Annotated in this window: 25 protein-coding genes, 1 tRNA gene and 1 pseudogene; 17 read left to right on the top strand and 10 right to left on the bottom strand. The window is 37.1% G+C overall.

Translation table 11 applies throughout. From position 1 onward, the window contains the following. The 15 genes and pseudogenes from J8281_RS02710 to J8281_RS02780 all read left to right on the top strand — a co-directional run bounded on the left by J8281_RS02710 (position 1) and on the right by J8281_RS02780 (position 13,010). Positions 1–3,147, top strand: coding sequence for an efflux RND transporter permease subunit (locus tag J8281_RS02710; protein ID WP_210196035.1), 3,147 nt, complete (start codon positions 1–3; stop codon positions 3,145–3,147). Then, entirely contained in the window at positions 3,147–4,499 is a 1,353-nt protein-coding gene (locus J8281_RS02715) for a TolC family protein (RefSeq protein ID WP_210196036.1), read from the top strand. The genes J8281_RS02710 and J8281_RS02715 overlap by 1 nt, the downstream gene beginning before the upstream one ends. 5 nt (positions 4,500–4,504) lie before the next feature. Beyond that, positions 4,505–5,080, top strand: coding sequence for a YdeI family protein (locus J8281_RS02720; RefSeq protein WP_210196037.1), 576 nt, complete (start codon positions 4,505–4,507; stop codon positions 5,078–5,080). A 146-nt stretch (positions 5,081–5,226) separates the two neighbouring features. Continuing rightward, complete coding sequence (locus J8281_RS02725; RefSeq protein WP_210196038.1) at positions 5,227–5,655, top strand: nuclear transport factor 2 family protein; 429 nt, start codon at positions 5,227–5,229, stop codon at positions 5,653–5,655. A 118-nt stretch (positions 5,656–5,773) separates the two neighbouring features. Further along, positions 5,774–6,208 (top strand): annotated as a pseudogene (locus tag J8281_RS19920) (thiamine pyrophosphate-binding protein). A 55-nt stretch (positions 6,209–6,263) separates the two neighbouring features. Then, positions 6,264–6,596: a DUF5655 domain-containing protein gene (locus tag J8281_RS02735; protein ID WP_210196040.1), complete on the top strand. Its 333-nt coding sequence runs from the start codon at positions 6,264–6,266 to the stop codon at positions 6,594–6,596. Positions 6,597–6,643: 47 nt separating this feature from the next. Beyond that, positions 6,644–7,522, top strand: a complete 879-nt coding sequence (locus J8281_RS02740; RefSeq protein WP_210196041.1) for an AraC family transcriptional regulator — start codon at positions 6,644–6,646, stop codon at positions 7,520–7,522. A gap of 90 nt (positions 7,523–7,612) precedes the next feature. Continuing rightward, positions 7,613–8,230, top strand: a complete 618-nt coding sequence (locus tag J8281_RS02745; protein WP_210196042.1) for a hypothetical protein — start codon at positions 7,613–7,615, stop codon at positions 8,228–8,230. Between the two features lie 22 nt (positions 8,231–8,252). Continuing rightward, the gene (locus J8281_RS02750; protein ID WP_210196043.1) at positions 8,253–8,717 is read left to right on the top strand and encodes a DoxX family protein; all 465 of its coding nucleotides are present in this window, start codon (positions 8,253–8,255) and stop codon (positions 8,715–8,717) included. Between the two features lie 13 nt (positions 8,718–8,730). Further along, entirely contained in the window at positions 8,731–9,360 is a 630-nt protein-coding gene (locus tag J8281_RS02755; protein WP_210196044.1) for an FMN-dependent NADH-azoreductase, read from the top strand. Continuing rightward, positions 9,357–9,686 (top strand): multidrug efflux SMR transporter, encoded by a 330-nt coding sequence (locus J8281_RS02760; RefSeq protein WP_210196045.1) that lies wholly within the window; start codon positions 9,357–9,359, stop codon positions 9,684–9,686. Before J8281_RS02755 ends, J8281_RS02760 begins: the two co-directional genes overlap by 4 nt. 122 nt (positions 9,687–9,808) lie before the next feature. Continuing rightward, positions 9,809–10,117, top strand: a complete 309-nt coding sequence (locus J8281_RS02765) for a DUF983 domain-containing protein (RefSeq protein WP_371812576.1) — start codon at positions 9,809–9,811, stop codon at positions 10,115–10,117. Positions 10,118–10,563: 446 nt separating this feature from the next. Continuing rightward, positions 10,564–10,980, top strand: a complete 417-nt coding sequence (locus J8281_RS02770; RefSeq protein ID WP_210196047.1) for a RidA family protein — start codon at positions 10,564–10,566, stop codon at positions 10,978–10,980. A gap of 19 nt (positions 10,981–10,999) precedes the next feature. Further along, positions 11,000–11,404: a cupin domain-containing protein gene (locus J8281_RS02775; protein ID WP_210196048.1), complete on the top strand. Its 405-nt coding sequence runs from the start codon at positions 11,000–11,002 to the stop codon at positions 11,402–11,404. Positions 11,405–11,438: 34 nt separating this feature from the next. Next, entirely contained in the window at positions 11,439–13,010 is a 1,572-nt protein-coding gene (locus tag J8281_RS02780) for an MFS transporter (RefSeq protein ID WP_210196049.1), read from the top strand. A gap of 143 nt (positions 13,011–13,153) precedes the next feature. Here J8281_RS02780 and J8281_RS02785 read toward each other — a convergent pair whose 3' ends face one another. From J8281_RS02785 to J8281_RS02830, 10 genes are all read right to left on the bottom strand, one after another. Next, the gene (locus J8281_RS02785; protein WP_371812570.1) at positions 13,154–14,068 is read right to left on the bottom strand and encodes a HipA domain-containing protein; all 915 of its coding nucleotides are present in this window, start codon (positions 14,066–14,068) and stop codon (positions 13,154–13,156) included. Between the two features lie 22 nt (positions 14,069–14,090). After that, positions 14,091–14,426 (bottom strand): HipA N-terminal domain-containing protein, encoded by a 336-nt coding sequence (locus J8281_RS02790; protein WP_210196051.1) that lies wholly within the window; start codon positions 14,424–14,426, stop codon positions 14,091–14,093. Next, a complete protein-coding gene (locus J8281_RS02795) occupies positions 14,413–14,643 on the bottom strand; it encodes a helix-turn-helix domain-containing protein (protein ID WP_210196085.1) in 231 nt (76 codons plus the stop codon). The genes J8281_RS02790 and J8281_RS02795 overlap by 14 nt, the downstream gene beginning before the upstream one ends. 425 nt (positions 14,644–15,068) lie before the next feature. Continuing rightward, positions 15,069–15,143 (bottom strand) — tRNA-Val (locus J8281_RS02800). A gap of 69 nt (positions 15,144–15,212) precedes the next feature. Continuing rightward, complete coding sequence (locus J8281_RS02805) at positions 15,213–16,430, bottom strand: folylpolyglutamate synthase/dihydrofolate synthase family protein (RefSeq protein ID WP_210196052.1); 1,218 nt, start codon at positions 16,428–16,430, stop codon at positions 15,213–15,215. 7 nt (positions 16,431–16,437) lie between these two features. Next, positions 16,438–17,334 carry an energy transducer TonB gene (locus J8281_RS02810; protein ID WP_210196053.1) on the bottom strand — a complete coding sequence of 299 codons (897 nt, stop codon included), beginning with the start codon at positions 17,332–17,334 and terminating at the stop codon, positions 16,438–16,440. Between the two features lies 1 nt (position 17,335). Then, positions 17,336–17,728 carry a biopolymer transporter ExbD gene (locus tag J8281_RS02815; protein WP_210196054.1) on the bottom strand — a complete coding sequence of 131 codons (393 nt, stop codon included), beginning with the start codon at positions 17,726–17,728 and terminating at the stop codon, positions 17,336–17,338. A 1-nt stretch (position 17,729) separates the two neighbouring features. Next, a complete protein-coding gene (locus tag J8281_RS02820; RefSeq protein WP_210196086.1) occupies positions 17,730–18,416 on the bottom strand; it encodes a MotA/TolQ/ExbB proton channel family protein in 687 nt (228 codons plus the stop codon). 82 nt (positions 18,417–18,498) lie between these two features. Further along, positions 18,499–20,031 carry a sodium/proton antiporter NhaB gene (gene nhaB, locus J8281_RS02825; RefSeq protein ID WP_210196055.1) on the bottom strand — a complete coding sequence of 511 codons (1,533 nt, stop codon included), beginning with the start codon at positions 20,029–20,031 and terminating at the stop codon, positions 18,499–18,501. A gap of 27 nt (positions 20,032–20,058) precedes the next feature. Beyond that, a complete protein-coding gene (locus tag J8281_RS02830; RefSeq protein ID WP_210196056.1) occupies positions 20,059–21,285 on the bottom strand; it encodes a Glu/Leu/Phe/Val dehydrogenase dimerization domain-containing protein in 1,227 nt (408 codons plus the stop codon). 531 nt (positions 21,286–21,816) lie between these two features. Here J8281_RS02830 and J8281_RS02835 point away from each other — a divergent pair. Further along, positions 21,817–22,959, top strand: a complete 1,143-nt coding sequence (locus J8281_RS02835; RefSeq protein WP_210196057.1) for an acyl-CoA dehydrogenase — start codon at positions 21,817–21,819, stop codon at positions 22,957–22,959. Between the two features lie 448 nt (positions 22,960–23,407). After that, the gene (locus tag J8281_RS02840) at positions 23,408–24,571 is read left to right on the top strand and encodes a BamA/TamA family outer membrane protein (protein ID WP_210196058.1); all 1,164 of its coding nucleotides are present in this window, start codon (positions 23,408–23,410) and stop codon (positions 24,569–24,571) included. The last annotated feature ends 782 nt before the right edge of the window (positions 24,572–25,353 follow it).

Below are 25,353 nucleotides of genomic sequence, written 5' to 3' on the forward strand. Positions count from 1 at the left end.
ATGAAAAAGCTAATTACCTACCTCATCCAGAAACCGATGATTTCTAACATCGTCGTCGGATTAATCGTTGTTCTAGGGCTCATTACCGTACTGCAAATGCGCTCAAACTTCTTGCCTACAGAGCCAGTAAGTTTTATAGATGTAAGTGTTGTTTTTAGAGGTGCCTCACCACAAGAGCTAGAAGAAGAAGTCATCAATAAAATTGAAGATAATTTAGACGGAATCAAAGGCATAAGACGCGTGACCTCGACTTCATCAGAAAGTTTAGGACGTGTCGAGGTCGAAATTCTAGACGACGCAGATCCCAATGAGGTTCTACAAGACGTTACAAATGCCGTAGACCGCATTACCACGTTCCCAGATGCCGTAGAAAAACCGAGTATAGGCAAACGAGAAATAGTCAACTACACGATGACCGTAGGTGTTACGGGTAGTAACAGTTTGAGAGAACTAAAGGACTATGCAAAAAATATTAAGGATGAACTTTTGCTATCCCCTAAACTGTCACAAGTTGCAATTTCTGGTTTTCCTGATGAAGAAATCGAGGTGCGTTTTCGCGAAAGCGAACTAAGAAAATACCAAATCACTTTTGACGAAGCTAGCGTGGCCATACAACAGGCAAACCTAAAAGCGTCTGGTGGTAAAATTGAAACAGGTAGCAAAGAAATCTTGTTGCGACTGGACAATCGTTCCTACACCGCGCGTGGTCTTCGTGATATTCCTGTGAAAGCAACTGCAGATGGTAAGATAATTACGCTAGACGATATCGCGGTCATCAAGGATCAGTTTGCCGATAAGCCCGATGCTGTATATCTCAACGGCGAGAAAGCGGTAATGATGACTATTAACAGTCGTAGTGAGGAAGACATTCTTGAAAATGCCGAGTATGTAGCAAACTATATCAACACCTTCAATGCCACACACCAGAACATTAAAGCGCAAATTGTAGAGGATAAAAGTATCTCGCTCAATCAAGCTATAGGAACGCTAAAGAACAACGCTTGGCAAGGAATTCTTTTGGTACTCATTGTACTGGGTCTCTTTCTACATCCTCGGGTAGCCTTTTGGGTAGCGTTTAAAATTCCTGTCGCTTTGCTTGGGATGTTCGTGCTTTCCAACTTTTATGATTTGACTATTAATCAAGTATCGCTTTTTGGTACCATCGTCGTTTTAGGAATTATTGTTGATGATGGTGTGGTGGTCGCCGAAAATATTTACCAGCGATATACCGATGGCGATAGTCCGCTTAAAGCAGCCGTGCGAGGTACCATAGAAGTTATTCCTGCCATTGTAGCATCCCTCAGTACCACGGCTCTTGCTTTCTCGCTGTTCTTTTTTATAGACGGTCAGCTAGGTGATTATTTCAGTGATATTTCGTTTGTGGTATGTGCAACACTTGTTATCGCGCTTATAGAAAGTATGTTTATTCTACCAGTGCATATTGCCCGCTCTAAGGCATTAAGTAAAAACGATAAACCGTGGAAACTTACTCAAAAGACAAATAACAGTTTACTCTGGTTCAGGGACAAAGTTTATGACCGTGTCATTAATTTTTCAGTAAAGTTACCTTGGGTAGGAATTGTAGGCGTGGTGTTAGCGCTGATCTTGACCGTAAGCGCTTTGGGTAGTGGTCTTATTAAAAGTACCTTCTTCCCTACTATTGACCAAGATGTCATTACCGCACAACTGGAATTGCCTTTAGGAACAGCAGATAGTATCACAAACCAAAAACTCAAAAGGATTGAAGATGCCATCTGGGAAGTCAATAAATACTACACAAACCAGCGTGAGGATAGTGTTGACGTTGTGAAATATACAGAGCGTATCCTCGGACCCAATAGTGACGAAGGTCGTATTAATGTCTATATGATGCCTGGTGATGAACGTGGTATCCTCAGCTTTAAAATTGCAGACCGCATCCGCGAGGAAGTTGGCGGTATTCCAGAGGCGACCAATTTGAAATATGGCAGCATCGCGGTCTTCGGTAAACCTGTTTCTATCGCCTTGCTGGGCAACAATCTGGAAGATATGCGTGAGGCAAAAACCATGCTGCGCAATTACCTGAAAAATCAAGACGAGCTTAAAGACGTCACAGATACCGATAAAACCGGAATGCCAGAACTGAAAATGGTGCTTAAACCACAGGCCAAATTCTTAGGGTTGTCTGAAGGGCAGGTTTTTAACCAAATACGTAAAGGATATTTTGGTCTTGAGGCGCAAAGCCTGCAACGTGGCGATGAAGAAGTGAAAATCTGGCTACGCTATGACGAGAGTGATAGAAAAAACCTAGACCAGCTGAAGGATGCACGCTTGCGTTTACCAACCGGTGCATCTATCCCTATAGGTGAAGTAGCGACTTTTAGAGAAATCGAGGGTGTGCGCAGTATCAATCATCAGAGTGGTATTAGAGAAATACGAGTTGAGGCTGATGTAGCGAGTCTTACTACCTCAGTCCCAGCGGTACTAAGCGAAGCAGAAGGTACCATCTTAAAAGAAATCAAGGAAAAGTTTCCTAACATCAAGTATACCCTTGAAGGTGAGGCTAGACAAAGTTCGGAAACTCAAGAAAGTAGCGGTGGTCCATCAATGGTCATCCTTATCTTAATCATTACACTCATTCTCATCAATTACCGCTCGTTTGGTAAAACGATGACTATACTCGCAATGCTCCCATTTGCCTTTGTGGGCGTGGCTTGGGGTTCGTTTATACACGGTATACCCGTAAGTATTTTCTCATTTCTGGGGATGATTGCGCTCTGGGGTATCCTCATTAACAACGGTCTGGTTTTGATGTCCACTTACAATGAGTTCCTCAAAAAAGGAAAAGAGGCTAAAGACAGTCTTAGAGAGGCCGCTATTTCAAGATTTAGACCTATCGTACTCACTACAATAACTACCGTTTTGGGTCTCGCACCTTTATTACTGAACAATTCAGTAAGTGCTCAGTTTCTGAAACCTACGGCGATTGCCATATCCTATGGACTCATCTTCGGTATGGTACTTACGCTTATCTTTTTACCTAGTGTACTCACTTCAGTAAACGGGTTTAAACTGTTCTATCATAAAAAACTGAGAGGAAATAAAGAGGCAACTGTCGCATCTCTGGATATCGAATTAACCGAAGAAAAAAATGAAATCGAATACTAATGAAATATCAATTTATATCTATCCCTACGGCACTTGTTGTACTCTTTTTCGCTTTCGCGAAAGCGGGATACAGCCAAGAATCAGCCATACAAGAATCATTGACCTTGGAGCAGGCAATGGCACTAGCGCTAGAAAACAACTTTTCTATACAGATAGAGCGAAAGCAATCTGAAATAGCCGAAGAGCAATATTCCATAGGAAACGCTGGGCTGTTACCATCTATACATCTTATAGGTAGTGGTAATTATACGAACAATCAAACTGATTTGACTATCAGAACGTTCCAGCCACCGCCAGCACCGGCGACACAAAGTTTTGACGAGAGTGGTGTGGCGGCTCTCACAGCTCAAGGTGTCGTTCAGGCAGATTATACAGTCTTTGCTGGTTTTTCTGGTCGGTATCGCTATAAGATTTTAGAAAGTGCCAATCAAATAGCGCACTACCAGCAACAGGTGACCATTAATCAAACCCTGGTACAAGTTTCTACTCTGTTTCTTGAAATAGCAAAACTTCAGCGACGTGAAGAACTGTTAAAGCAAAACATCGAGATTACCAGCGATAGAATTCAGCGCATACAAGACCAAAAGCAGTTTGGAAAAGCGACGGGCTTAGACGTTTTGAATGCCGAGAGTAATCTTAACCGCGATAAAACGCTACTTGACCAGGTTCTACTCACAAAAAACAATCTCATTAGGGATTTGAATTTTGTTATAGGCTATCAACCGGAACAGCAGTATCGTGTAAGTGTGATGTACGCGCCACAAGGTTTGCAGGATATACCTTCCATTCAACAGGAAATATTGAAAAACAATCCGCAATTATTACTCGCAGAGCAAGGTATTGTGACCTCTGATTATGAAATAGGATTGGCAAAATCCAGAACAATGCCACAACTAGATGTATTTGCAAATTACGGTGCCTTTTATCAGGAAAACGACCTGCAACAGCTTGCCGAAATCACCAATATAGGTTATACGGTAGGCGCTACCTTACGGTTTAACATCTTTGATGGGTCACAAACGCGTACGGCCATACGCTCTGCAGAGTTGCAAAAAGAATCCATAGAAATCGAGAAAGAGCAACTTCAATCTAGATTATTGACCGATGCTGTTACCGAGGTCAATAGAATTCAAATACTCGAAACGCAACTGGAACGAGAAAGAGTAAACCTCATCACCTTTCAAGAGGCTTTTACCAGAACAGAAGAACGCTTTAAAAATGGTAAGGCTACCAACCTTGATATACGAGATGCTCAAACCGCCTTGCTCGATGCAGAAATCATTATTGCTGAATTGCAGGCTGATATAATGAACGCTTATTTGAGGTTGGATAGGTTGAAAGGAAAAATCTAAACACTATGGATAAAGATAGATTTGAACAAGTAGAAATCAAATCGCAGGAAGAATTGCGTGATTGGCTTTTGAAAAACCATTTTCAAAAAGAGAGCATTTGGCTCATAACTTTCAAAAAAAGCTCGCCAGAAATATATGTTTCTACTGATGAAGTTCTTGATGAATTGCTCAGTTTTGGATGGATAGATGGTAGACGATTAAAATTAGATGATAAGCGCACCATGCAACTTGTTACACCTCGTAAGGTCCAGCATTGGTCTAAAACTTATAAAGAAAGAGCAAAGCGATTAATTGATGAGGACAAAATGCACGAGGCAGGTTATCAGTCCATAGAAGAGGGTAAGAAATCTGGTCTTTGGAATTTTCTGGATGACGTAGATGCACTCATAATTCCTGATGATTTAAAAACGGCTTTAAAAGAAAAAGAAGGTGCCTTTCAGTTTTTTGATGCCATTAATGACAGTAGTAAACGCTTTGCCTTGCGCTGGCTTAAGTTGTCGAAAACCGAAAAAACAAGAAATAAAAGAATAGATGAACTAGTAAAACTCTCTAAGAAAGGGGAAAAACTAAAAGGCAGTTGAAAGATATGAATTCAGTCCTACAGCATCTTCAAAACACAGACCCATCATTGATTAACTTAATCCGTACATCGATCATACCAACACTGTACTGGTCAGATTATTCGAGAACAATTTTACTATAACTCAAAACAATTTGATAAATAAAAATGAAAAATTCAGAAACACAAAACATCGAAAAGTTGCTTCAAAACGCGTATAAAAACCTATGGAATAAAAGCGCCGACTCCCCTTTTAATATTGATGAGGCTCGACAGGTTTATTTGCAGAATAAAAGCTTAACCATCATTGACCCTGATTTTAAAATGATAGATAAGGAAGCACCAACTAAGGTTCAGGGCTATGAAAATGTAATGCCTAAACTTGCTGCACCTTGGGATATGGTAAAACAAGGTGGGATTTTAGAAATCTACAATATAGAAACTGAAATATTTGACAATAGGGCTTTTGTCTCTTTTGACGCAAAGGGGAAGATGACATTTACTAATAATGAATCAATTGATTTGCAACGTAATGCCACTCAGATGCTAGTGCACACTGATGATGGATGGCGCATTGCTTATGAACACGTGTCATAAGTTGACACTAGATAAATTCATATATCAAAAAACAAGGAACTCTTTGTTATAGATATATGATTACAAAGTAATAAACTTTTAAAATACTATAAACGTGTCAGAACAATTGCTTTAAATTCTGCAAAATGAAAAAGTGAAACACATTTTTGGTGTGACAGGAGATGCACTTAATTCGTTAATAGATACGATAAGCAGGCAGGATGAAATACGATGGGTAAATGTTAATCACGAGGGCAACTAATCTTTTGCAGCTTATGCTCGGGGCGAGTTAAACGGCAACATAGGTGTTTATGCAAACACTGTAGGGCCTAGAGCTTTATATACCGTAAATGGTCTGAATAATGCCAGTAAAGAAAGATCACCCGTTATTACCATCATAGGATTCTATTCTAAAAATCACAAGGGCGTATTCACCCATCATGATACAAATATGCGTATACATCTAATTTCTGATGACAGGCAAGAAATGAGACATGTTAATAAATTAATACTAAAACCTGGAGATGCTTTGCTCTCTTTGCAAAAATCTAATTGCTATGTGGCGATGTCCTAAATGCAAACGCAATTTTAAAAGCGATAATCAATCGCATACCTGTACAAAAATTGATATGGGAGTGCTTTTTCTCAAAAAGCCCGACGACTTGGTACTGGCATTTGATAAATTACTTATACTAACCTCACAATGGGAGCCCAATGAGGTAGGTGTTTCAAAACACAGTATTGTTTTTACCTCAAAAAAAGCGTGGCTTATTGTAAAACCTATGCAACGTGTGTTAGATATAAAATTTTATTTTGATGAGGAGCTCACCTCAGAACGTATTTTTAAACGAGCACCTTGGGGTAAGAAGTATGCGCATCATATCAGGGTAACAACGGCAGAGGAAATTGATGATGAGATTGTGTCACTCTTAAGAAAAGGGTTTGAGTTTTCTCTTGCCTAATCGCACCTTGAGATTAAATCACTAAAACAGACCAACAACGTAACACATTGAATCTCTACCACAACATAAAAGACCTCCTTCAAGATTGGAATATTTCTACAACCGCTTCCAGCGAAGAACTACATATTTTAAGGATAGAAGACCATTTTAAAAATGAGCCGTTCAAGTTTGGTCCTTATCAGCAGGACTTTTTTGAACTGTCCTTCGGCTACGGTCACGACGTCAATATGAAAATTGGTAATACCGATTTCAACGCCCTAGACAATGTATTATCCTTCACTACACCTTACCAAATAGCGTCCTGGGAGATAAATGGATTTAACCCGGACTCTATTGGGTTTATGGTACTGTTCAAGTACGACATATTGGGTACAGCAAAGAACAAAATGGAATTTCACCAGCGATATCCGTTTCTAAATCTTCACGCGACGCCAGTACTTTTTTTAACCGAAAAACAGCAGGAAACAATTATTAATTTAATGCAAAACCTACTCTTCGAGTTTAAAAACAACCCAAATAACCAAATAATCATACGCTCTTACCTTACTATTATATTAGAAAAAGTCAAAGAATTTTATAGCGATGCAGGTACTAAAGGTAACTTTTTAAATCGCGCGCAAGAGATAACATTTTTGTTTGAAAATGTTATTAAAGCACAAACCAACTATAAATTGAAAATAGCAGACTATGCCAGGCTTTTAAATGTTAGTAGCGCTTATTTATCAGAGTCTGTTAAAAAAGCATCGCACCGCACAGCTCACGCCATTATACAAGAGTATCTAATTTTAAAGGCACAATCACTTTTAAACCAGACCAATAAAACTATTACGATAATTGCCGAAGAACTGGGTTTTGAAGAGTCTTCAAATTTTGTAAAGTATTTCAAAAAAGCAGTAGGTACGACACCACATAAGTATCGGAGATAACCTCAAATTTTACCATTTTTACCTTAAATACTATAAATAGAATATTAAGGCACTATAATAATTTTGTAACAAACAAAACAACTGTATGCTATGAAATTAAAACAAATAGGTTTTTTCTGTCTGTTTTTCGCTTTCGCGAAAGCAAATTATGCACAAACTACTCTTGAGGCATTTACAACTGCCGATAATCTTACTCTGGAAGGCTGGTTCTTCAAGCCACTTAATGAGGATTATAAGCTTACCCTTTTTAGCTTAAACGAAGCCATCGTAGAATATAATACCGAAGAAACCACCTTTGTATCTTATAATGTAATAGGCCATAATGTCTGGAAGGGTTTTGGACCCGTAGTAGGTGCAAGAATATTAGAAGGACGTGGTAGTGCTCTAGCTGGAATACAATGGGCAAAGGCGTCTGAGAAGTTTTTGATTACCACAAACTTTACTACTGAGGTAAGAGATAATCCCTTTTACGAGCTCTATATTTTAGCGCAATACAAGTTCCCTATCGACGAGAAAATTAGCTTCTTCAGCCAGTTACAGAACTCAACCAACTTTAATAATGACCGTCACGATTTCAGCTTCCAGCGATTGCGTGTTGGGATAAGTTGGAAGAAATATCAGGTTGGTGCGGGACTCAACACTTTTCAGTTTGGCGACGATTGGGACTTTGAAATCGACCCGGGAATTTTTGTAAGAGTAGAATTTTAAATAATGAAACAAATTAAATACAATGAAAGATTTACTATTTAAAACCAACGAAAACCTTGCATCATCCATTCCAAGAATAGCTTTAGGTATCGTCATCTTAATTCACGGTAGTACAAAACAGGGAAGTGGCTTTGCAGAATTTGAAGGCTTCATCACAGGCTATATGCAATTATCAGCTATAGTAGCATATGCTACCGTATTTATCGAAACCGCAGGCGCATTAATGCTCATCCTGGGCGCGGCCACAAGGCTAAATGCCATAGCAATGTTCGGCTTATTCTGCATAATTATAATTACCGTACACAGTGCCATTGGTTTTCAGATGAACTGGAACGGCCAGTACGATGCCGGTATGGAAGGTTATGAGTACCATCTATTGGTTCTTACCATCTGTGCAGGGCTTATTGTTTTGAGTGGTGGTCGCTTTTCAATTGACCATGTCACACAAAGCAAAAATTCATCTAAAACAATAAAGGCTAATAACTAAAAAATGTATTACTATGAAAATTTTACACATAGATTCCAGCATAAGAGGCGACCGCTCTGTCTCACGCCAATTGACCAAATATACTTGCGACCTCATTAAAGAGTCGAGCAATGTAGAGATAGATTATTTAGACCTAAGCGTTGATACGCCCAACCATATCAATCAACAGTTTATGGATGCGCAACACACGCCAGTTGATGAGCTGAGCATTAAGCAACATCAATTGCTTTCAGAAAGCAATACGCTAATTGAGCGTTTGGAAAATGCAGATATTTACGTGGTGGGTTTACCGATGTACAATTTTACATTTCCGTCCAGTTTCAAAACATTTTTAGATAATGTGATGGTTTCGGGTAAAACTTTCAAAAGCGATGAAACTGGCGAAGAAGGTCTATTGAAAAATAAAAAAGCTATAATAATATCCTCAAGCGGCGGGATGTACAATACCTCACCAACCGAAGCTTATAACTGCCTTTCACCCTTGATTACCGCTTGCTTCGGTTATATAGGTATAACTGATATTACTCCAATTAAAACCGAGGCGACAGCTTTCTACGGACCAGAAAAAAAGGCCAAGAGCATCATACAGTCACGCAAGGATCTAGAGCGTGCGGTAAATAAACTAACAAAAGAAAAAGTATGAAGTGGTTTTATCTCATTATCGCCATAGTAAGCGAAGTCATCGCTACTTCTGCGCTAAAGGAAAGCAATGGATTTTCTAAACTTATCCCATCCATAATCACTGTTGTAGGCTACTGTAGTGCATTTTATTTTCTGTCGTTGGTCTTGCGTGAAATGTCAGTAGGTGTTGCCTATGCATTTTGGGCAGGTGTAGGAATTGTTCTCGTCGCAATGATTGCTTATTTCCGTTTTGATCAAAAATTAGATGCCCCGGCATTGATAGGTATCGTTCTAATTACTGCTGGTGTCATTGTTATTAACGTGTTCTCTAAAAGTGTGGCTAGCTAAAATGAAGTAAAATGTTCAAGGGTTCTAAAATATATAGCATACTTACAGGAAAATGTCCAAGATGCCATCAAGAATCGATGTTCAAAGAGCCTCATTCTTATAAATCAACAAAGATTTTAGAGATGAATGAGCGGTGCTCAAGCTGTAATTTGAAGTACCAGATGGAGCCCTCATTTTTTTACGGTGCAATGTATACCAGCTATGGTATAGGTGTCGCTGTTGGTGTTGCCATATTTGTACTTACCTACGCCATTATCGGGTTTAGACCTTTTTACGCATTCATAGCGATTACGATTGGCTTATTTCTGCTATATCCCATAATTGCCCGTTTAGGAAGAAGCGTTTGGATAAATCTTTTTGTGAATTACGATGCAAAGGCGCTTGAAAATCATCAAAGTAATAAAAATATCGATACTAATAAAAGCAAATGAAGCTGGAAGTCCTGGCGCGTTGTTAGCCTATTCTTTAAAGGATGGAAATAGTATTAATTTGGGCTATCATTACCAAAATGAGGTGTAGGCAAGCCACGCCACGATAGACTTCGGTTGTTTTGCTTTTACGAGTTTTGTACAAAATGATGGTAAGTATTTTGGTTTTTTAGATTATAAAACCGATAAAATAGAAGCTATTCTTAACTATGGAGGCATTAATAAAGAATGGTCAACCTCACTGTTTTACAATCTTACAGTACGACACACCTTATTTTATGATATAAATTATAAAACCGACATTGAAGACTCAGATGTTATGCGTCTTGGTGCTCGAAATTATTTTAAAAACGACAAGTTCTATAGTAAAGGGTTTGTAGCTTTGCAATACGACTTTGCCTCAGAGCTGGCATCGGCTGAACTATTTAAACACTTAAATTAAAAATACAATGAAAAATGAGCTCAATAATAACGGTAGAAGTTTTACCATATCAAATCCTGATGGTGTACACGACCCAGCACCTTTAGCGTATTCTCATCTTGGGATTGTGCCAGCAGGTCAAAAATTAGTATTTATTGCTGGACAAGGCGGTGGTGACGCCAAGGAATTTAGACTGCAATGCATTAATGCTATTGAGGGAGTCGAAACCATAATGAAGGCCGCTGGTGGTGCGCTTAAAGACATTGTTAAGTTTACCATTTATGTGGTAGAACATACAGAAGATAAGCATAACATTATTATTGAAGAGTTACATAAACGGTTTAAACATTTATACACACCGACCTGTAGTTTAGTGCCTGTACCAAGACTGGCTTATCAACTTTCAAAAATTGAAATCGAAGCTATAGCAGCAATGCCTGCATAATCAATAAAAACACTTTAATATGCCAAAAAAATCAAGAATAGAACCAATTCACATAAAAAAAGATAAATGGATAAAGAAACAAGCCCCTCCTAAAGGCGTTTTTAAAGGTGGTGACTATGGTGTTAACTGTGTTGTCATCCGTTATTCAGTAGACAATATTGGTGAAGGTCCAAATCTTCATTTTCATCCTTACGATGAGTTGTTCCATATCATAAAAGGCCGAGCAGAATTCACTGTAGGTGATGACACTTTTATAGCTGAAGAAGGTGCAATGGTGGTTGGTCCTGCAAACATCCCACATTCCTACAAAAATATTGGCCCTGGAAGATTAGATTCAGTGGATATTCACTTAACTGATGAATGGATTCAATATGATTTACCACGCGATGGTGAAGAATTGAGTTCACCTGGGTTGGAAGAATAAATTACCTTAGATTTTTAAAAGATTAAAAGTTTCAATGACAGATAAAAAACCATCAAGCCCATATAAAAATACATTCTTCCTATTATTCGTGATTGCTACTTTCATTTCGAATACGGGAACTTGGTTGTTTACTGTTGGTTCTAGTTGGTTAATGACAGAGTTAGATTCATCTGCCTTGATGGTATCCTTGGTACAAACCGCTACGCTTATTCCATTATTTATCCTTGCGATTCCCACAGGTGCTCTTGGAGATATTTACAATCAAAAGAAAATTATTATAATCTCTCAGTCTTTACTGATAGTAAATACTTTGATTTTCGCCTACCTTGTTTATTTAGACAAAGCTTCTGTTAGTTTACTTCTAATATTCACGTTTCTTAATGGCGTAGGTGCCGCATTTTCAAGACCTGTTCTTGCTGCACTTACCCCTCAGTTGGTTCAGAAAAAACACCTACGCACCGCGGTCAATCTTACAGGTATCGCATACAATCTGAGTAGAGCTTTAGGGCCTATTCTGGCAGGTAGTTTGATTACACTATTTGCCATCGATATGCCGTTTTGGTTAGATGCAATTTCATTTGGTGCTGTGGTAATAGTTATCGCTTTTTGGAAGTATGAAAAACCAAAAGACAGCCTTCCTGATCAGAAATTGAGCTGGGCAATGCGAGATTCTATTCGTTTTTTGCGATACACGCCAGCCTTATATCACAGTATAATTCGTGCGATACTTTTTTTCTTTCCAACATCCGCATTGTGGGCTTTGTTACCGCTAGTAGCAAAAGAGCAGTTTAGCGGTACGGCAGATCTTTATGGATACCTTCTCGGTGCTGCTGGTCTTGGGGCCGTGACAAGTGTTTTGTTTTCTAATTACATTACAAAAAAATTGGGGTCTAGTAAATTGACCTTCATAGTTTCTGCATTATTGGGTGCAAGTATTTTCTTAATAGGATTTACAGGCTCGATTTATGTTGCGCTAGCCTTCTGTTTTATCGCAGGTATTTGTTGGCAATTAGCCTTCACTAGTGTTATGACCTCTACGCATCACGCTCTTCCAAAATGGTTTGGCGCACGAGGAATGGCGTACTTTCTAATGGCAATGTCTGGCAGTATGGGTATAGGAAGTGCTGTTTGGGGTGGTCTGGTAGATTTTACAAGTCTGCAATACGGCCTATATGGTGCTGGAGTAGCTAGTGCTGTCATTGGTTTTCTCGCTATGAAATTTCCTTTGGATATGGCCAAGGATGGTAATTTTAAAATGGCAACAGACCTGCCTGAACTTTCTATTTCAAGAGAAAAAGATAATGGTGGTTGGGTTATGGTTCTAATCACCTATGAAGTAGATGAGAACTATAAAGAAAAGTCTATTGAGAAAATCAAAAAAATTAGAAATAAACGGTATCGCTCAGGCGCGGTAAAATGGAAACTATTTCAATCTTCTGAAAATGAAAATCATTTGGTAGAATCCTATTATGAAATCTCTATCGAACAATTATTAATCCATCAGAATCAAGTTACCAAGTATGACCGTGAATCTGAAAAAGACCTAAATCAATGGATAGAAGATAATGGCGGACGTATAGTACGTAAATATTATCAGGAGCTTTGAAATGAAAATAAAAAAGAGAATCAACATTACAATAATGAAGATTCTCTTTTGGTGGGCGCTGAGGGAAAAAGTTCGAACTTTTTAGTGAAGGACATAGAGTCAATTATTTCAAAATCAAAGTATTTGTAAACATGTAAGCTCGATTATCTATTAGCATAAATCCTGTCATAACGTTCTTCTAAAACAGATAGGTAATTTGGTTTCAGATCATTAGATAAAAATGAGTTTTCAATCCAGATAGCTGCTTTTTTTTGATGTTTTCGGAAACGTTTAAATACTCCTTCAATTTGTTTAGATGTTAGACCCAGACTTTGTCCGAATTCTTCAAAATGTGCTTTCGTGAACTTTTTCTTTTTACCAGCCAAAGTCAAAGCTAACTCTTCGGTATCGTCAGGATTAACAATCGCTACATTTAATAAGTCGTAAGCAGGAGCTAATGACCATCCAGAATTTGCTTGAATCATAGAAAAATTTTTCAAGTGCATATCGTTATTTCCTGTTAAAAAAGAAAAAAGCGTAATTTCAAAAAAGTATAATTTATCTAATAATGTATTACTGGCATACATACCTAAAGATTTTCCAATCCGTTCCATAGAACTTCTGTACTTATCAAATGCCTCTGTGATTTGAAACATATCAAGCATATGAATTTTTGTTCCATCTAATTCCCTGTCAATGCGCTTGGTCAAATATGATAATTCGCCCGATTTTAACCGAATTAAGGTAGATGGGACTGTATTTATTCCGAATGCCTCAGCTATTCGCATAGTCACATGCTCATTCTCTGGCATTTCTGGATAATTGTCATTTGGTGGTTTAAAAATAAAATCTCCGCCCAATGCTCCAACTACAGTAAGTCTATTGTGATGATTATTCGTAACTTCATTTACTAATGACATGGATAGTTTTGCCTGAACTCCCGGTACCGATATGCTTCTTTCTACTACATTTTTAGCTAGCTCTGACATCTGATCCAATGTATAATCTAGCAAAGGAACTTCTGTTGTTCCAAAGAAGGTCTTTGCACAATGCTCATGAAAATCTTTAGAATCCTTCAATTCCTGGTAACAGTATAAACACTTATTCATCATCATTTAAATTAATAGGATGTACACTTACTGCTCCAATGCAATTTCGGCAACAGGCTAATAAAAGTCCCATCCTGTCATTTTTATTGATCTTCCAATTCTTTGAAGCAATGTCTAATAGCCACCCTTCAGGAATTAAGCCTTCAAAAAAAGGAAATAATCTGTTATCACGATAGGGTTCCTGTCTAACTGGCATAGTAAATGTTATAAATTGAGTTGAATATTGCTCTATATATTTCTGATCATATTGAAAAAGATATTCACCATCATCCGTTTCCATCAATACGCCAGATAAAGTATTGTTATATAAAATTCTAGCTTTTCTCATTTATAGTTGTTTTTTGTAATGACATACTAGGAACAGGAACCAATTCATGTCCAAACATTTTTAGAACAAGATTTACTTTTTCCATATTCAAATTGGTTTTACCCTGTTCAATTTTTCTTACTACCGTCAAAGCTACGCCTGCGCGTTCTGCAAACTCCGATTGCGTTAAACCAACTGATTTTCTACGTTCTTTGACAAATGTTGCTAAACTCATAATTATATGTTTTTAGATATAATTTGTAACGAATATAAAAAAATATATGTATTTACATATAAAAATAGCTGTTTATTTAATTTTATATGCTTTCGAGTATAAATAATCAAGAAGAAATCAGCTGTATAGATGCTCTTCGTGAAAAAAATAAAAATTACTTGAAGTTCGAACCTTTAACCCGCTTTATGCATTAGAAAATCTATTACGGCTTTAAATTGCTGCAAAACCAAGCACTGCGTTGTATTTTTAAGTTTCACCGTAGCGGTATGCTGAAACTTAGAAAACACTTGGTTTTATGGCATTTTCAACCCTCATTACGAAATTCTAATGCATAAACCGGGTTTAATATTTTGACATAAAAAGGTTTACAATTTTTTACAAAAAACAAAACCTGTAAATCAATGATTTACAGGTTTTTGTAAATTATGTGGGCGCTGAGGGATTCGAACCCCCGACCCCTTGGGTGTAAACCAAGTGCTCTGAACCAACTGAGCTAAGCGCCCGCTATCTTGCGATTGCGGATGCAAATATAAGACAGTTTTACGGTCTACCAAAAGAATTACAGAGAAAAATCAAATAATTTCTGCAACTACAAAAGTACTACCACCTATATATATGACATCCTTTTTTGTAGCTTTCTGTAAAGCAGTGTGATAAGCCTCTGCTACCGATGGATAATCCTTTCCTACTAAACCAAATTTCTCTGCTTGCTTTCTCAAAAATTTTTCATTTAATCCCCTTGAGATATTAGGTTTTGTAAAATAATAGACAGCCGTGTCTGGAAAAAGTGGTAAAATAGCTTCAAGGTTTTTGTTAGCCACCAACCCCATAACCATATGAAGTGTTTCATAAGTTTCTTGCTGCAATTGATGCAAAACCATCTGTAAACCATCTATATTATGTGCTGTATCACAAATGACTTTAGGTTGCTCGTTTAAAATCTGCCACCTACCCAGCAATCCAGTATTCGCCGTTACGCTATTAAGTCCTTTTTGAACATGTTTATCATTTAGTTTCCACCCCCGACTCTTTAAGACAGCAATGGCTTGTAAGACCGTTTTTACATTTTCTTTTTGATAATTTCCTTTCAAATCCGTGGTATACCCTTCTTTTGCGTACTCAGATGCGAAATAAAGGTCACTAGACGTTAATTTTGCCTTCTCGATAAATACATGCTTAGTTTCTGAAGTTGCTTTCCCAATGACAACAGGTTTATTCTGTTTGATAATCCCTGCCTTTTCGATAGCTATCTTGGTTAACGTATCTCCTAGAAATTCTGTATGATCCAGGCCTATATTCGTTATTACTGAAACCTCTGGTGTTACGATATTTGTTGAATCCAATCTACCCCCAAGACCAACTTCAATCACTGCAATATCTACTTTAGACATTGAAAAATATTGAAACGCCATTCCTACAGTCATTTCAAAAAAAGACAATTGATTGGTTTCAAAATAAGGCTGATGCTCCTGTATAAAATCAATCACATATTCCTTTGAAACCTTATTCCCGTTAATCCGAATACGCTCCCTAAAATCTTTTAAATGCGGGGATGTATACAACCCAACACGATACCCGGCTTCTTGTAATACAGAGGCCAACATATGACTTGTTGATCCTTTGCCATTTGTACCACCTACATGTATGCATTTAAAGTTTTTATGAGGGTCTCCAAGATAAGTAGCCAATCGAATTGTGGCATTTAAATCAATTTTATAAGCACTTGCACCCTGGCGTTGATACATTGGCAAGCGTGTAAACATCCAATCCAGTATCTCCCTATAATTCATATAGCATTTATTCGGAAAGTTTAAATTGGTAAATTATCGTTCCCACCTGTTTTATCGGCGCATTGGCATCACTATTAAATTTTGTGGCTAATGCGGCTCTTTTAGCCGGCTGCGTCAAACACGATGCACTATTTGTAGTTCCTTTAACTCCAGGAGTTGCCTTAATTACATTTCCACTTTGATTAACTTCAATTTTCACTACTACAATACCAGATTCGTTACAATCCTGTACAAACTTTTCTTTATTTAATGCTTTGCGACCGCCTAATCGATAGTTTCCATCCCCATCAAGTCCTTTTCCGTTTCCATAATACGATTTGGCGTTGGGATTCCCCTCTGGATTTCCTTTATCGCCTTGCAACCTATCGTTTCCTTCTCCACCTTTGGCAGTACCGTCATTTTTAGGCCCGTTAGAAAAGCTATTCAAAATATCCAAAGTTGATTTGTCAGGTTTGGGATCAGGTATCTTCTCTTCGGCCTTTTTTTCTGAAATTTCTTTTACTGGATTTTCCGTGGATTTTTGCGCTGTTTTTCTTATGGGTTTCTCTTTACGTTTTTCAATTTTTTTTTGAGATTTTTTCTTTTTTTGATCGACTATGGGAGCATTTTGCATATCCTGAGTAACTACCTTTTCTTTAATATTTGGAGAATCATCTTGTGGTTCTTCCGGAAGTGGAGAGGATACTTGTGAAGTTGTTTTCTTGGGAGCTGTTTTTCTCGGTGTATTAGGTTGAATTTTACCCGAACCTACAGCAGTGGTTCCGAAATTTACTGCAATACCACTTTCTTCTTCAGGATCTATATAATTAAGACTTAGATAGAACAACAAAAAAATAAGCCCTAGGTGCAGTAACAGTGTGAGCACAAAGGACTTTCTTTTATGTTTTGTATCTAATTTTAGCATTCTAATCTGGTTTAACTGCCAGTATCACTTTAAATTTATTTCGGTTTGCAATATCCATAACACTAACTGCTTTTTCGATCGGCACGCCTTCTTCTGCACGAAGTATGATGGTAGGCTCATTTTGTCCTTGTAAGCGCGATACCAAGGTCGACTCTAATCTACTCTGACTAATACGCTCATCATCTACATAATACTGAAGTTTATTTGTAATACTAACCGATATATTTTGCACATTTGAACTTTTTCCTTTCGCTTTTGGCAGAATTAGATCCAAAGCCTCTGGTGTTATAGCCGGTGATGTGAGTAAAAAAAATACCAATAGTAAAAATACGATATCAGTCATAGATGACATACTAAACTCTGGACTTACTTTATTTCTTCCTCTTAGATTCATATTAAGCAGGTTCGTTTAACAAATCAAGGAAATCTACTGCGTTGGCCTCCATACTATGAACTACCTTATCGGTACGTACTACCAAATGATTGTATCCTATATAGGCTACAATACCTACAACCAGTCCACCAACTGTAGTGGTCATTGCTGTATAAATACCTTCGGCCAGTACTCCCATATCTGCAGTTCCTGAACTTGATGCCAGGTTATGAAATGCCAAAATCATACCAATAACTGTTCCCAAAAAGCCTATCATAGGCGCAGCTCCCGCTACCGTAGCCAAAATACTAACATTTTTTTCGAGCTTATACACTTCAAGTCTACCAGCATTTTCTATAGCTTTGTTTATATCTTCTAAAGAATGTCCGATCCTAGAGATTCCTTTCTCGGTTAATCGGGCTACCGGATTATTGGTTTGAGCACATAAAATTTTTGCAGCTTCAATCTTTCCGCTGGCCACATTGTCTCGTATTTTACTCATAAAACTTTCATCGTACTTTGATGCTGCTTTTATGGCAAATAATCTTTCAAAGTAAATATAAACGGCAACAAAAAGTAAAACGAAAAGAATAGAAATAATCACTACTGCTCCTGTTCCTCCGCTAAACAGCAGATCCATAATTGAAAGTGAATTCTGTTCTATTTCTGGTTTAATTTCTTGAGTGTTTTGGGTTATAGCACCAAGCATGGATAAATTCATCATTTTAGTTTTGTCAATTTAGTGTTAGTATACTAACGTTATTTCTGTAGGTTAAGTATATAATATAGTGTTATAACACATAGATTATCCCTAATAAACCTGCACCTCCAAGCACAATAGTGTAAGGTAATGCCATTTTTACCATTTTTGTATAAGACAATCCTATTAATGGCGCTAAAGAAGAGGTTAATAAAAATAAGAACGCTGCCTGACCATTAGGTGTTGCAACACTAGGTAAATTTGTACCCGTATTAATAGCGATAGCTAATTTTTCAAATTGTTCTCGAGAAATCGCTCCGCTATCAAAAGCTTGTTTCACTTCTCCAATATATACTGTTGCTACAAATACATTGTCGCTAATCATAGATAATATACCATTTGCTGCATAAAACATCGCAGGCTGATCCTCTGGTTTTAGTTGCAGCGCCCAATCAATAATAGGAGAAAAAAGATGTTGATCATGAATCATCGCCACGATAACAAAAAACACCACTAATAGGCCTGTAAACGGTAGTGCCTCTTCAAAAGCAGGCCCCAGTTGATGTTCATCTGTGATGCCCATAAATGCAGTTTGTACTATAATTAGAGCTAAGCCTATAAATCCTACCGGAGCTATGTGTAATGCCAAACCAACAATTAAAAGTATGGCAGAAACTGCTTGTATAATCAATCCGTACTTAGATTGATCAGACCTATTCGCGTCTTCTTCTTCAGTATAACTTTCTATTATTCTTCGAGCTACTTCGGGTAATTTTGCCCCAAATCCAAAGGAACCTGTAGCTTCCAAAATTACCGTAGTTAACATTCCTGCTGCTAGAACCGGAAGCGTTATAGGAGCCATATTTAAAAAGAACTCAATAAAATCCCATCCCATTCTTTCTCCGATCAGTAAATTTTGAGGTTCACCTACTAAGGTGCAGACCCCTCCCAGAGCCGTCCCTACTACACCATGCATAACCAAGCTTCGTAGAAAACTTCTAAACTGCTCAAGAGTTTCACCACTTAATTCTTTTCTATCCAACACTCCACTTTCGTCATAATCTCCGGTACCCGAATGGATTTTATGGTACACCCCATAAAACCCTACAGCAACACTAATTAATACCGCGGTTACTGTTAATGCGTCTAAAAATGCTGATAATACAGCAGACAGAAATACAAATAACAAGGATAACACCAATTTAGATCTAATTTTAGTAAAAACTTTACTAAAAATATACATCAATAGGGGTTTCATAAAGTAGATTCCGGCCACCATAAACACCAGCAAGAGGATCACCTCTAGGTTTTGTACTACTTCTAGGTAAACGCCTCCTAATACAGGATTTCCAGCTTCGTCAACAACAATGTTATGAGTATCATGATCTATTTTGTACATGGGGTGTGTTAAACCTAAGGCTAAAGCTTCTATCGCTAAGATACCCCCCGACTGCAATGGATAGCATTTCAATGCCATAGCAAGAGTAAAAATAAACTCCCCAATAAATAGCCATGCCGTGATCATTGGACCTAAAATATAAAAAGAAAATACATTAAAAATCAAAAATCCGATCATGACGGTTTTAAACCATTTCGGACTACTACCTAGAAAATATTTAAACATAGTTTGTACTTGGTTATAGGATTAATATTACAGCAATTGAGTGAGTGCAATCTCAAATGCCGTTTTGCTTATATTTGTTGTTGTTCGGTTATTACTGTAAATGTTTTGAATTGCTTTTTTTATGGTTTCTGAAGTGTCTTTGAAAATAGCTTCATCTGTCATTTGCACTTTTCGCTCCATAAAATATGAAAACACTCGTGCCATACCACAATTAGAAATAAAATCAGGAATTAAACTCACGCGTTCGTCGGTCGATTCCATAATAGGACCAAAGAATATTTCTTGATCAGCAAAAGGTACATTGGCCCCGCAAGATATCACTTCTAATCCTGAAGCAATCATTTGATTAATTTGATCTCTGGTGATTAGCCTGGATGCTGCACAAGGAACGAAAATGGCTGTAGGTAACGACCAGATTTTTTGGTTTAACTCTTCAAACGGAATAAGGTCATCATGATATAGCTTATTGCCTATTTTATTCAAAAATAATTGCTTTATCTCATTAAAAGTAAAACCATCTTCATTGATCAAACCACCGGCATGATCGATAATTCCCACAACTTTTGCACCCATCTCAGAAAGATAATAAGCCGCTGCCGATCCTACGTTACCAAAACCTTGTACTACTGCTTTTTTTCCTTCTACATTTCCTCCGTAAATGTCGTAGTAATGTCTTACAGCTTCTGCAACTCCATATCCCGTAATCATATCGGCCACGGTATATTTACGAGAAACATCTGGTGAGAATGTGGTGTTTTCTAACACTTTGATAACCCCTTGTCGTAATTGACCGATTCTATTAATTTTATCGGCATCTGTAGGTTGAAAATGACCACTAAAAACGCCTTCTTGCGGATGCCATACTCCACATTCCTCAGTTATAGGTATAACTTCATGAATCTCATCGACGTTAAGATCACCACCTGTGCCATAATAACTTTTAAGTAATGGAGATACCGCTTTATACCATCGTTTTAGCACATCCTTCTTTCTTGGGTCATTTGGATCAAAATTGATTCCAGATTTAGCACCTCCTATTTCTGGTCCAGATACGGTAAACTTTACCTCCATGGTTTTGGCCAGAGAGAGTACTTCGTTCATATCTAATCCCACTCGCATTCTTGTACCACCACCTGCTGCACCACCACGAAGAGAATTAATAACGGTCCAGCCTTCTGCTTCAGTTTCGGCGTCTTTCCAGTTAAAAACAATTTCTGGCGCTTTATTTTCGTATTTTTTTAATAAATCTTTCATGAATAAAATTTCAACTCATTTTATATACTTTCTTTTTTCAACACTACTGTAGACTGCTGCCTCCATTCAAATTAAAATAATCCTCCTCTCGCGGAGGTTAGAGTTGATTCATAGCACAAGGGTAATAGCATTCATAAAATTAAGTCAAAAGTAACTTCACAAATATAAAAAACTTAATATGGCAAAGACCTAAATGCAACTAAAATTATTTAAAGAATATTCCTGTGTTTTACCAGGTCATTTGGATTTGAATTCGCTATGTAAAACTTCTTTCAAGAAATGTTTTTTTTACCGTTTCAAAGAGTAACCTCAAAATAACTTGCCAGCGTTAAAATCATACCTTTAGTGTATCAAAAATGATAGATATACATCTAAAAATTTAGGTCTCATCAAAAAACAAAAAAAACATTAAAACTATCATATTATCACTTATATTTGTAAGATTATTAAAAATAACCGGTTTATCTCGATTTATTTTTATTAAAATGTACAAATCGCGTGTTATGCACGCACAGTAAATAACGATGAAATATGGACTTTAAATTATCCGAAGAACAAGTAATGATACGAGATGCTGCTCGTGATTTTGCTAAAGCCGAATTATTACCTGGAGTAATTGAACGTGACAATAAACAAGAGTTTCCGAAAGAACAAGTTAAAAAAATGGGAGATCTTGGATTTTTAGGAATGATGGCCTCTCCAGAGTATGGCGGCGGTGGCATGGATACACTTTCATATGTTTTGGTAATGGAAGAGTTATCCAAAATAGACGCATCATCATCTGTAATTGTATCTGTCAACAATTCATTGGTATGTTGGGGACTTGATACCTATGGTACACCAGAGCAAAAAGAAAAATACCTTTCTAAATTGACCACCGGAGCATCTATTGGTGCCTTTTGCTTATCAGAGCCAGAGGCCGGAAGTGATGCAACTTCACAAAAAACAACTGCCATTGACAAAGGCGATCATTATATCTTAAACGGAACTAAAAATTGGATTACCAATGGAGCAAGTTCTGATTATTACCTAGTCATCGCCCAGACCGATAAAGAAAAAAAACACCGGGGAATCAACGCTTTTATCGTTGAAAAAGGCTGGGAAGGTTTTGAAATTGGTCCAAAAGAAGACAAGTTAGGTATTCGAGGTAGTGATACACATTCGCTTATTTTTAACGACGTAAAAGTGCCTAAAGAAAATCGTATCGGTGATGATGGTTTTGGATTTAAATTTGCTATGAAAACTCTTGCTGGAGGACGTATTGGTATAGCCGCCCAAGCATTAGGTATCGCTGCGGGCGCATATGAACTCGCTAAAGAATATGCCAAAGTTCGAAAGGCTTTTGGTACCGAAATAATGAATCATCAAGCTATTGCCTTTAAACTTGCTGATATGCACACTCAAATTGAAGCTGCAAGAATGTTGGTTTACAAAGCCGCCATGGATAAAGATAATCATGAAAACTATGACCTCTCTGGGGCTATGGCCAAATTGTATGCTTCACAAGTAGCCATGGATGTTACTGTCGAAGCGGTACAAGTTCATGGTGGTAATGGTTTTGTAAAAGAATACCATGTCGAACGCTTAATGCGAGATGCAAAAATTACTCAGATCTATGAAGGAACCAGCGAAATACAAAAAATCGTAATTTCACGAAGTATTTTAAAAGATTAAAACACATTTACCACACGGATTATATAAGATCTGTCAGATTTTAAAATGCTAACAGATCTTTTACTGTGTACTCGCGATAGCTTTATCATGTCTTCAAAAAATACGAGTGCCCTTGAAGTAAACTTATGAGGTATCTTGGGCCGAAAACTAATTTTATACTAAAGCATTTTTTTGTTACATAGTCTCTGCTACGAAACTCAAGAATGTTAAAAGTAAATAAAAAAGATCATTTTGCAACCAATTATACAAAGTTAAGATGAGTTCTGAAGCAAATTTTCTAGTATTTAAAGCTTGTAGCATCGTGTACATCAATTACCTTCGAGGCAGAACCCCTTTAGTATCTGTTTTTCAATATTTCATCTTGCATAAAGCAAAAAAAATCATAAAAGCTAAGGTTAATGTATAGAATACTGTATTATTGCTACACAAGTTCAAATCTTAAAGCCATATGACAACATCGTTTAAATGTAAAATAGTAAAGTTTTCACTACTATGCATCTTTTTACCAGGCTCTTTATTAGGGCAAGAAGTTGAAAGACTTAAAGAGTTTTTTACATTTTATCCAAATCAAAAAGCGGTAGCAAAAGATTCTTCTATTTACCTTAGTAAATTTATAGCAGCACCCGTTGTGAGTTATTCTCCAGAAACTGATTTTGGTTTTGGTGTTGGTGCAAAATATTTATTTAAATTTAAAGGAAGTGGTGAAGAAACACGGGTATCCAATATGCCTATCACGGCTCAATACACCTTGAACAACCAATTTTTTCTTTTTTCTGGTTTTGAAGTTTTTACCAATCAAGAAAAATGGGTCATAGAAGGAAATCTATTATTTCAAAATTATCCAAGAATCTATTATGGGATAGGAAGCAATACTCCAGAATCTGCTGAGGAGCAATACGATTATACACAATTTTTGTTTGAACCTATTTTTCTAAAACAACTTTTTACTCGCTACCTATTTATAGGTGCAGGATTACGATATAATCATATTTTTAATACTACTGTTAAGCAAGGAGGCCTTATAGATACCAATCGTCCTGAAGGTTTTGATGGTTCTACATCAATGGGAGCAGAAGTTGCTGCCCTCTATGATAGCCGTGACGTTATATTAAATGCGCAAAAAGGATGGTATATGGAGTTTACGCACGGAGAATATTTTGAAATACTCGGAGGCACACATACCTTTAATCTAACACGTTTAGATCTACGTCATTTCTTCAAAATATCTGAACGAAATAATGATGTGTTGGCATTTCAGTTTGTAGGACGTACAGTAAGAGATGACCAACCTTTTTCTGAATATTCATTTTTTGGAAGTAGCGAAATTATGCGCGGTTACCAAGAAGGTAGATTTGTAGATCGTGATTTGCTAGCTACCCAGGTAGAATATAGAAAACGATTTGGTCAAAGTCGATGGGGAGCTGTTGCTTTTGTAGGTGCAGGTGATGTATATTCAAATATTGATACGTTCAAATTTAAGAACTTAAAGCCTAACTATGGTGCAGGACTACGATGGATGCTTGATAAATCTGAACATCTAAATATCCGTTTAGACTGGGGATTTGGTAATGGCACTAATAATCTATATCTGGGAATAGCTGAAGCTTTTTAAATAGAGAAAATTATTAATTTCTATTATTTTCAAGAGAAACACTAATTATTGAACTGATCTTGTTTCTGTTCCCTTAAAAACGGCTAAAATTTTTATCCATATTTCGTTACTTTTCATCTGTAGCAATACTATTACTTTTAAAAAGTCTATTTTATCTAGTCAAATTTCATATCATTTTCGATCAAGAAGAAAAAATCAAAAAGAACATCATTTTAGAGCAAACAGTCCATGAGGATATGATACAGAAACAACTGTATAATTTGGAATATGAGCTTTAACCCGGATTATGCATTATAAAATCTATTACGGCTTTAAACTGGTGCAAAACCAAGCACTACGTTGTATTTTTAAGTTTCACCGTAGCGATGCCTTTAGATTTGTTTTCTGAAAATAAAACTAATAATAAATGTCGATAATGATGTTGAAAAGAGGGGGTTTGGGGGAGACTGATAACTTACTTAAATTGTTGATAATAAAAAAGAACGGAGTGAACTTTGTAGCGGTATAGCCTAACGAGCCAGGCATAGCATTAGTCTCCGTTCTTTATTAACCAGGTTACCTAGGACCAGATAGAATTTTAGATACTTTCTTTTAAAGGCTTTAGTCTAAGTAACCATTTTTAAAACATTTTAAATTTATGGAAATTAAAGAAGTTATCGGTATTGACGTAAGTAAATCTGTGGTAGATGCTTTTATTTACTCCACCAGAGATAAAGCGCGCTTTGAAAATACAACAAAAGGCTTAGGTAAACTACTTGAGTGGGTGTTATCGAGAAGTAACC

Source organism: Aquimarina sp. U1-2 (assembly GCF_017897595.1).
Taxonomy (GTDB): domain Bacteria; phylum Bacteroidota; class Bacteroidia; order Flavobacteriales; family Flavobacteriaceae; genus Aquimarina.

Coding starts and splice junctions, on each gene's coding strand:
- J8281_RS02710 (WP_210196035.1), top strand. CDS start 1: ATGAAAAAGCTAATTACCTACCTCATCCAGAAACCGATGATTTCTAAC.
- J8281_RS02715 (WP_210196036.1), top strand. CDS start 3,147: ATGAAATATCAATTTATATCTATCCCTACGGCACTTGTTGTACTCTTT.
- J8281_RS02720 (WP_210196037.1), top strand. CDS start 4,505: ATGGATAAAGATAGATTTGAACAAGTAGAAATCAAATCGCAGGAAGAA.
- J8281_RS02725 (WP_210196038.1), top strand. CDS start 5,227: ATGAAAAATTCAGAAACACAAAACATCGAAAAGTTGCTTCAAAACGCG.
- J8281_RS02735 (WP_210196040.1), top strand. CDS start 6,264: ATGGGAGTGCTTTTTCTCAAAAAGCCCGACGACTTGGTACTGGCATTT.
- J8281_RS02745 (WP_210196042.1), top strand. CDS start 7,613: ATGAAATTAAAACAAATAGGTTTTTTCTGTCTGTTTTTCGCTTTCGCG.
- J8281_RS02750 (WP_210196043.1), top strand. CDS start 8,253: ATGAAAGATTTACTATTTAAAACCAACGAAAACCTTGCATCATCCATT.
- J8281_RS02755 (WP_210196044.1), top strand. CDS start 8,731: ATGAAAATTTTACACATAGATTCCAGCATAAGAGGCGACCGCTCTGTC.
- J8281_RS02760 (WP_210196045.1), top strand. CDS start 9,357: ATGAAGTGGTTTTATCTCATTATCGCCATAGTAAGCGAAGTCATCGCT.
- J8281_RS02765 (WP_371812576.1), top strand. CDS start 9,809: ATGAATGAGCGGTGCTCAAGCTGTAATTTGAAGTACCAGATGGAGCCC.
- J8281_RS02770 (WP_210196047.1), top strand. CDS start 10,564: ATGAAAAATGAGCTCAATAATAACGGTAGAAGTTTTACCATATCAAAT.
- J8281_RS02775 (WP_210196048.1), top strand. CDS start 11,000: ATGCCAAAAAAATCAAGAATAGAACCAATTCACATAAAAAAAGATAAA.
- J8281_RS02780 (WP_210196049.1), top strand. CDS start 11,439: ATGACAGATAAAAAACCATCAAGCCCATATAAAAATACATTCTTCCTA.
- J8281_RS02790 (WP_210196051.1), bottom strand. CDS start 14,426: ATGAGAAAAGCTAGAATTTTATATAACAATACTTTATCTGGCGTATTG.
- J8281_RS02805 (WP_210196052.1), bottom strand. CDS start 16,430: ATGAATTATAGGGAGATACTGGATTGGATGTTTACACGCTTGCCAATG.
- J8281_RS02810 (WP_210196053.1), bottom strand. CDS start 17,334: ATGCTAAAATTAGATACAAAACATAAAAGAAAGTCCTTTGTGCTCACA.
- J8281_RS02815 (WP_210196054.1), bottom strand. CDS start 17,728: ATGAATCTAAGAGGAAGAAATAAAGTAAGTCCAGAGTTTAGTATGTCA.
- J8281_RS02820 (WP_210196086.1), bottom strand. CDS start 18,416: ATGCTTGGTGCTATAACCCAAAACACTCAAGAAATTAAACCAGAAATA.
- nhaB (WP_210196055.1), bottom strand. CDS start 20,031: ATGTTTAAATATTTTCTAGGTAGTAGTCCGAAATGGTTTAAAACCGTC.
- J8281_RS02830 (WP_210196056.1), bottom strand. CDS start 21,285: ATGAAAGATTTATTAAAAAAATACGAAAATAAAGCGCCAGAAATTGTT.
- J8281_RS02835 (WP_210196057.1), top strand. CDS start 21,817: ATGGACTTTAAATTATCCGAAGAACAAGTAATGATACGAGATGCTGCT.
- J8281_RS02840 (WP_210196058.1), top strand. CDS start 23,408: ATGACAACATCGTTTAAATGTAAAATAGTAAAGTTTTCACTACTATGC.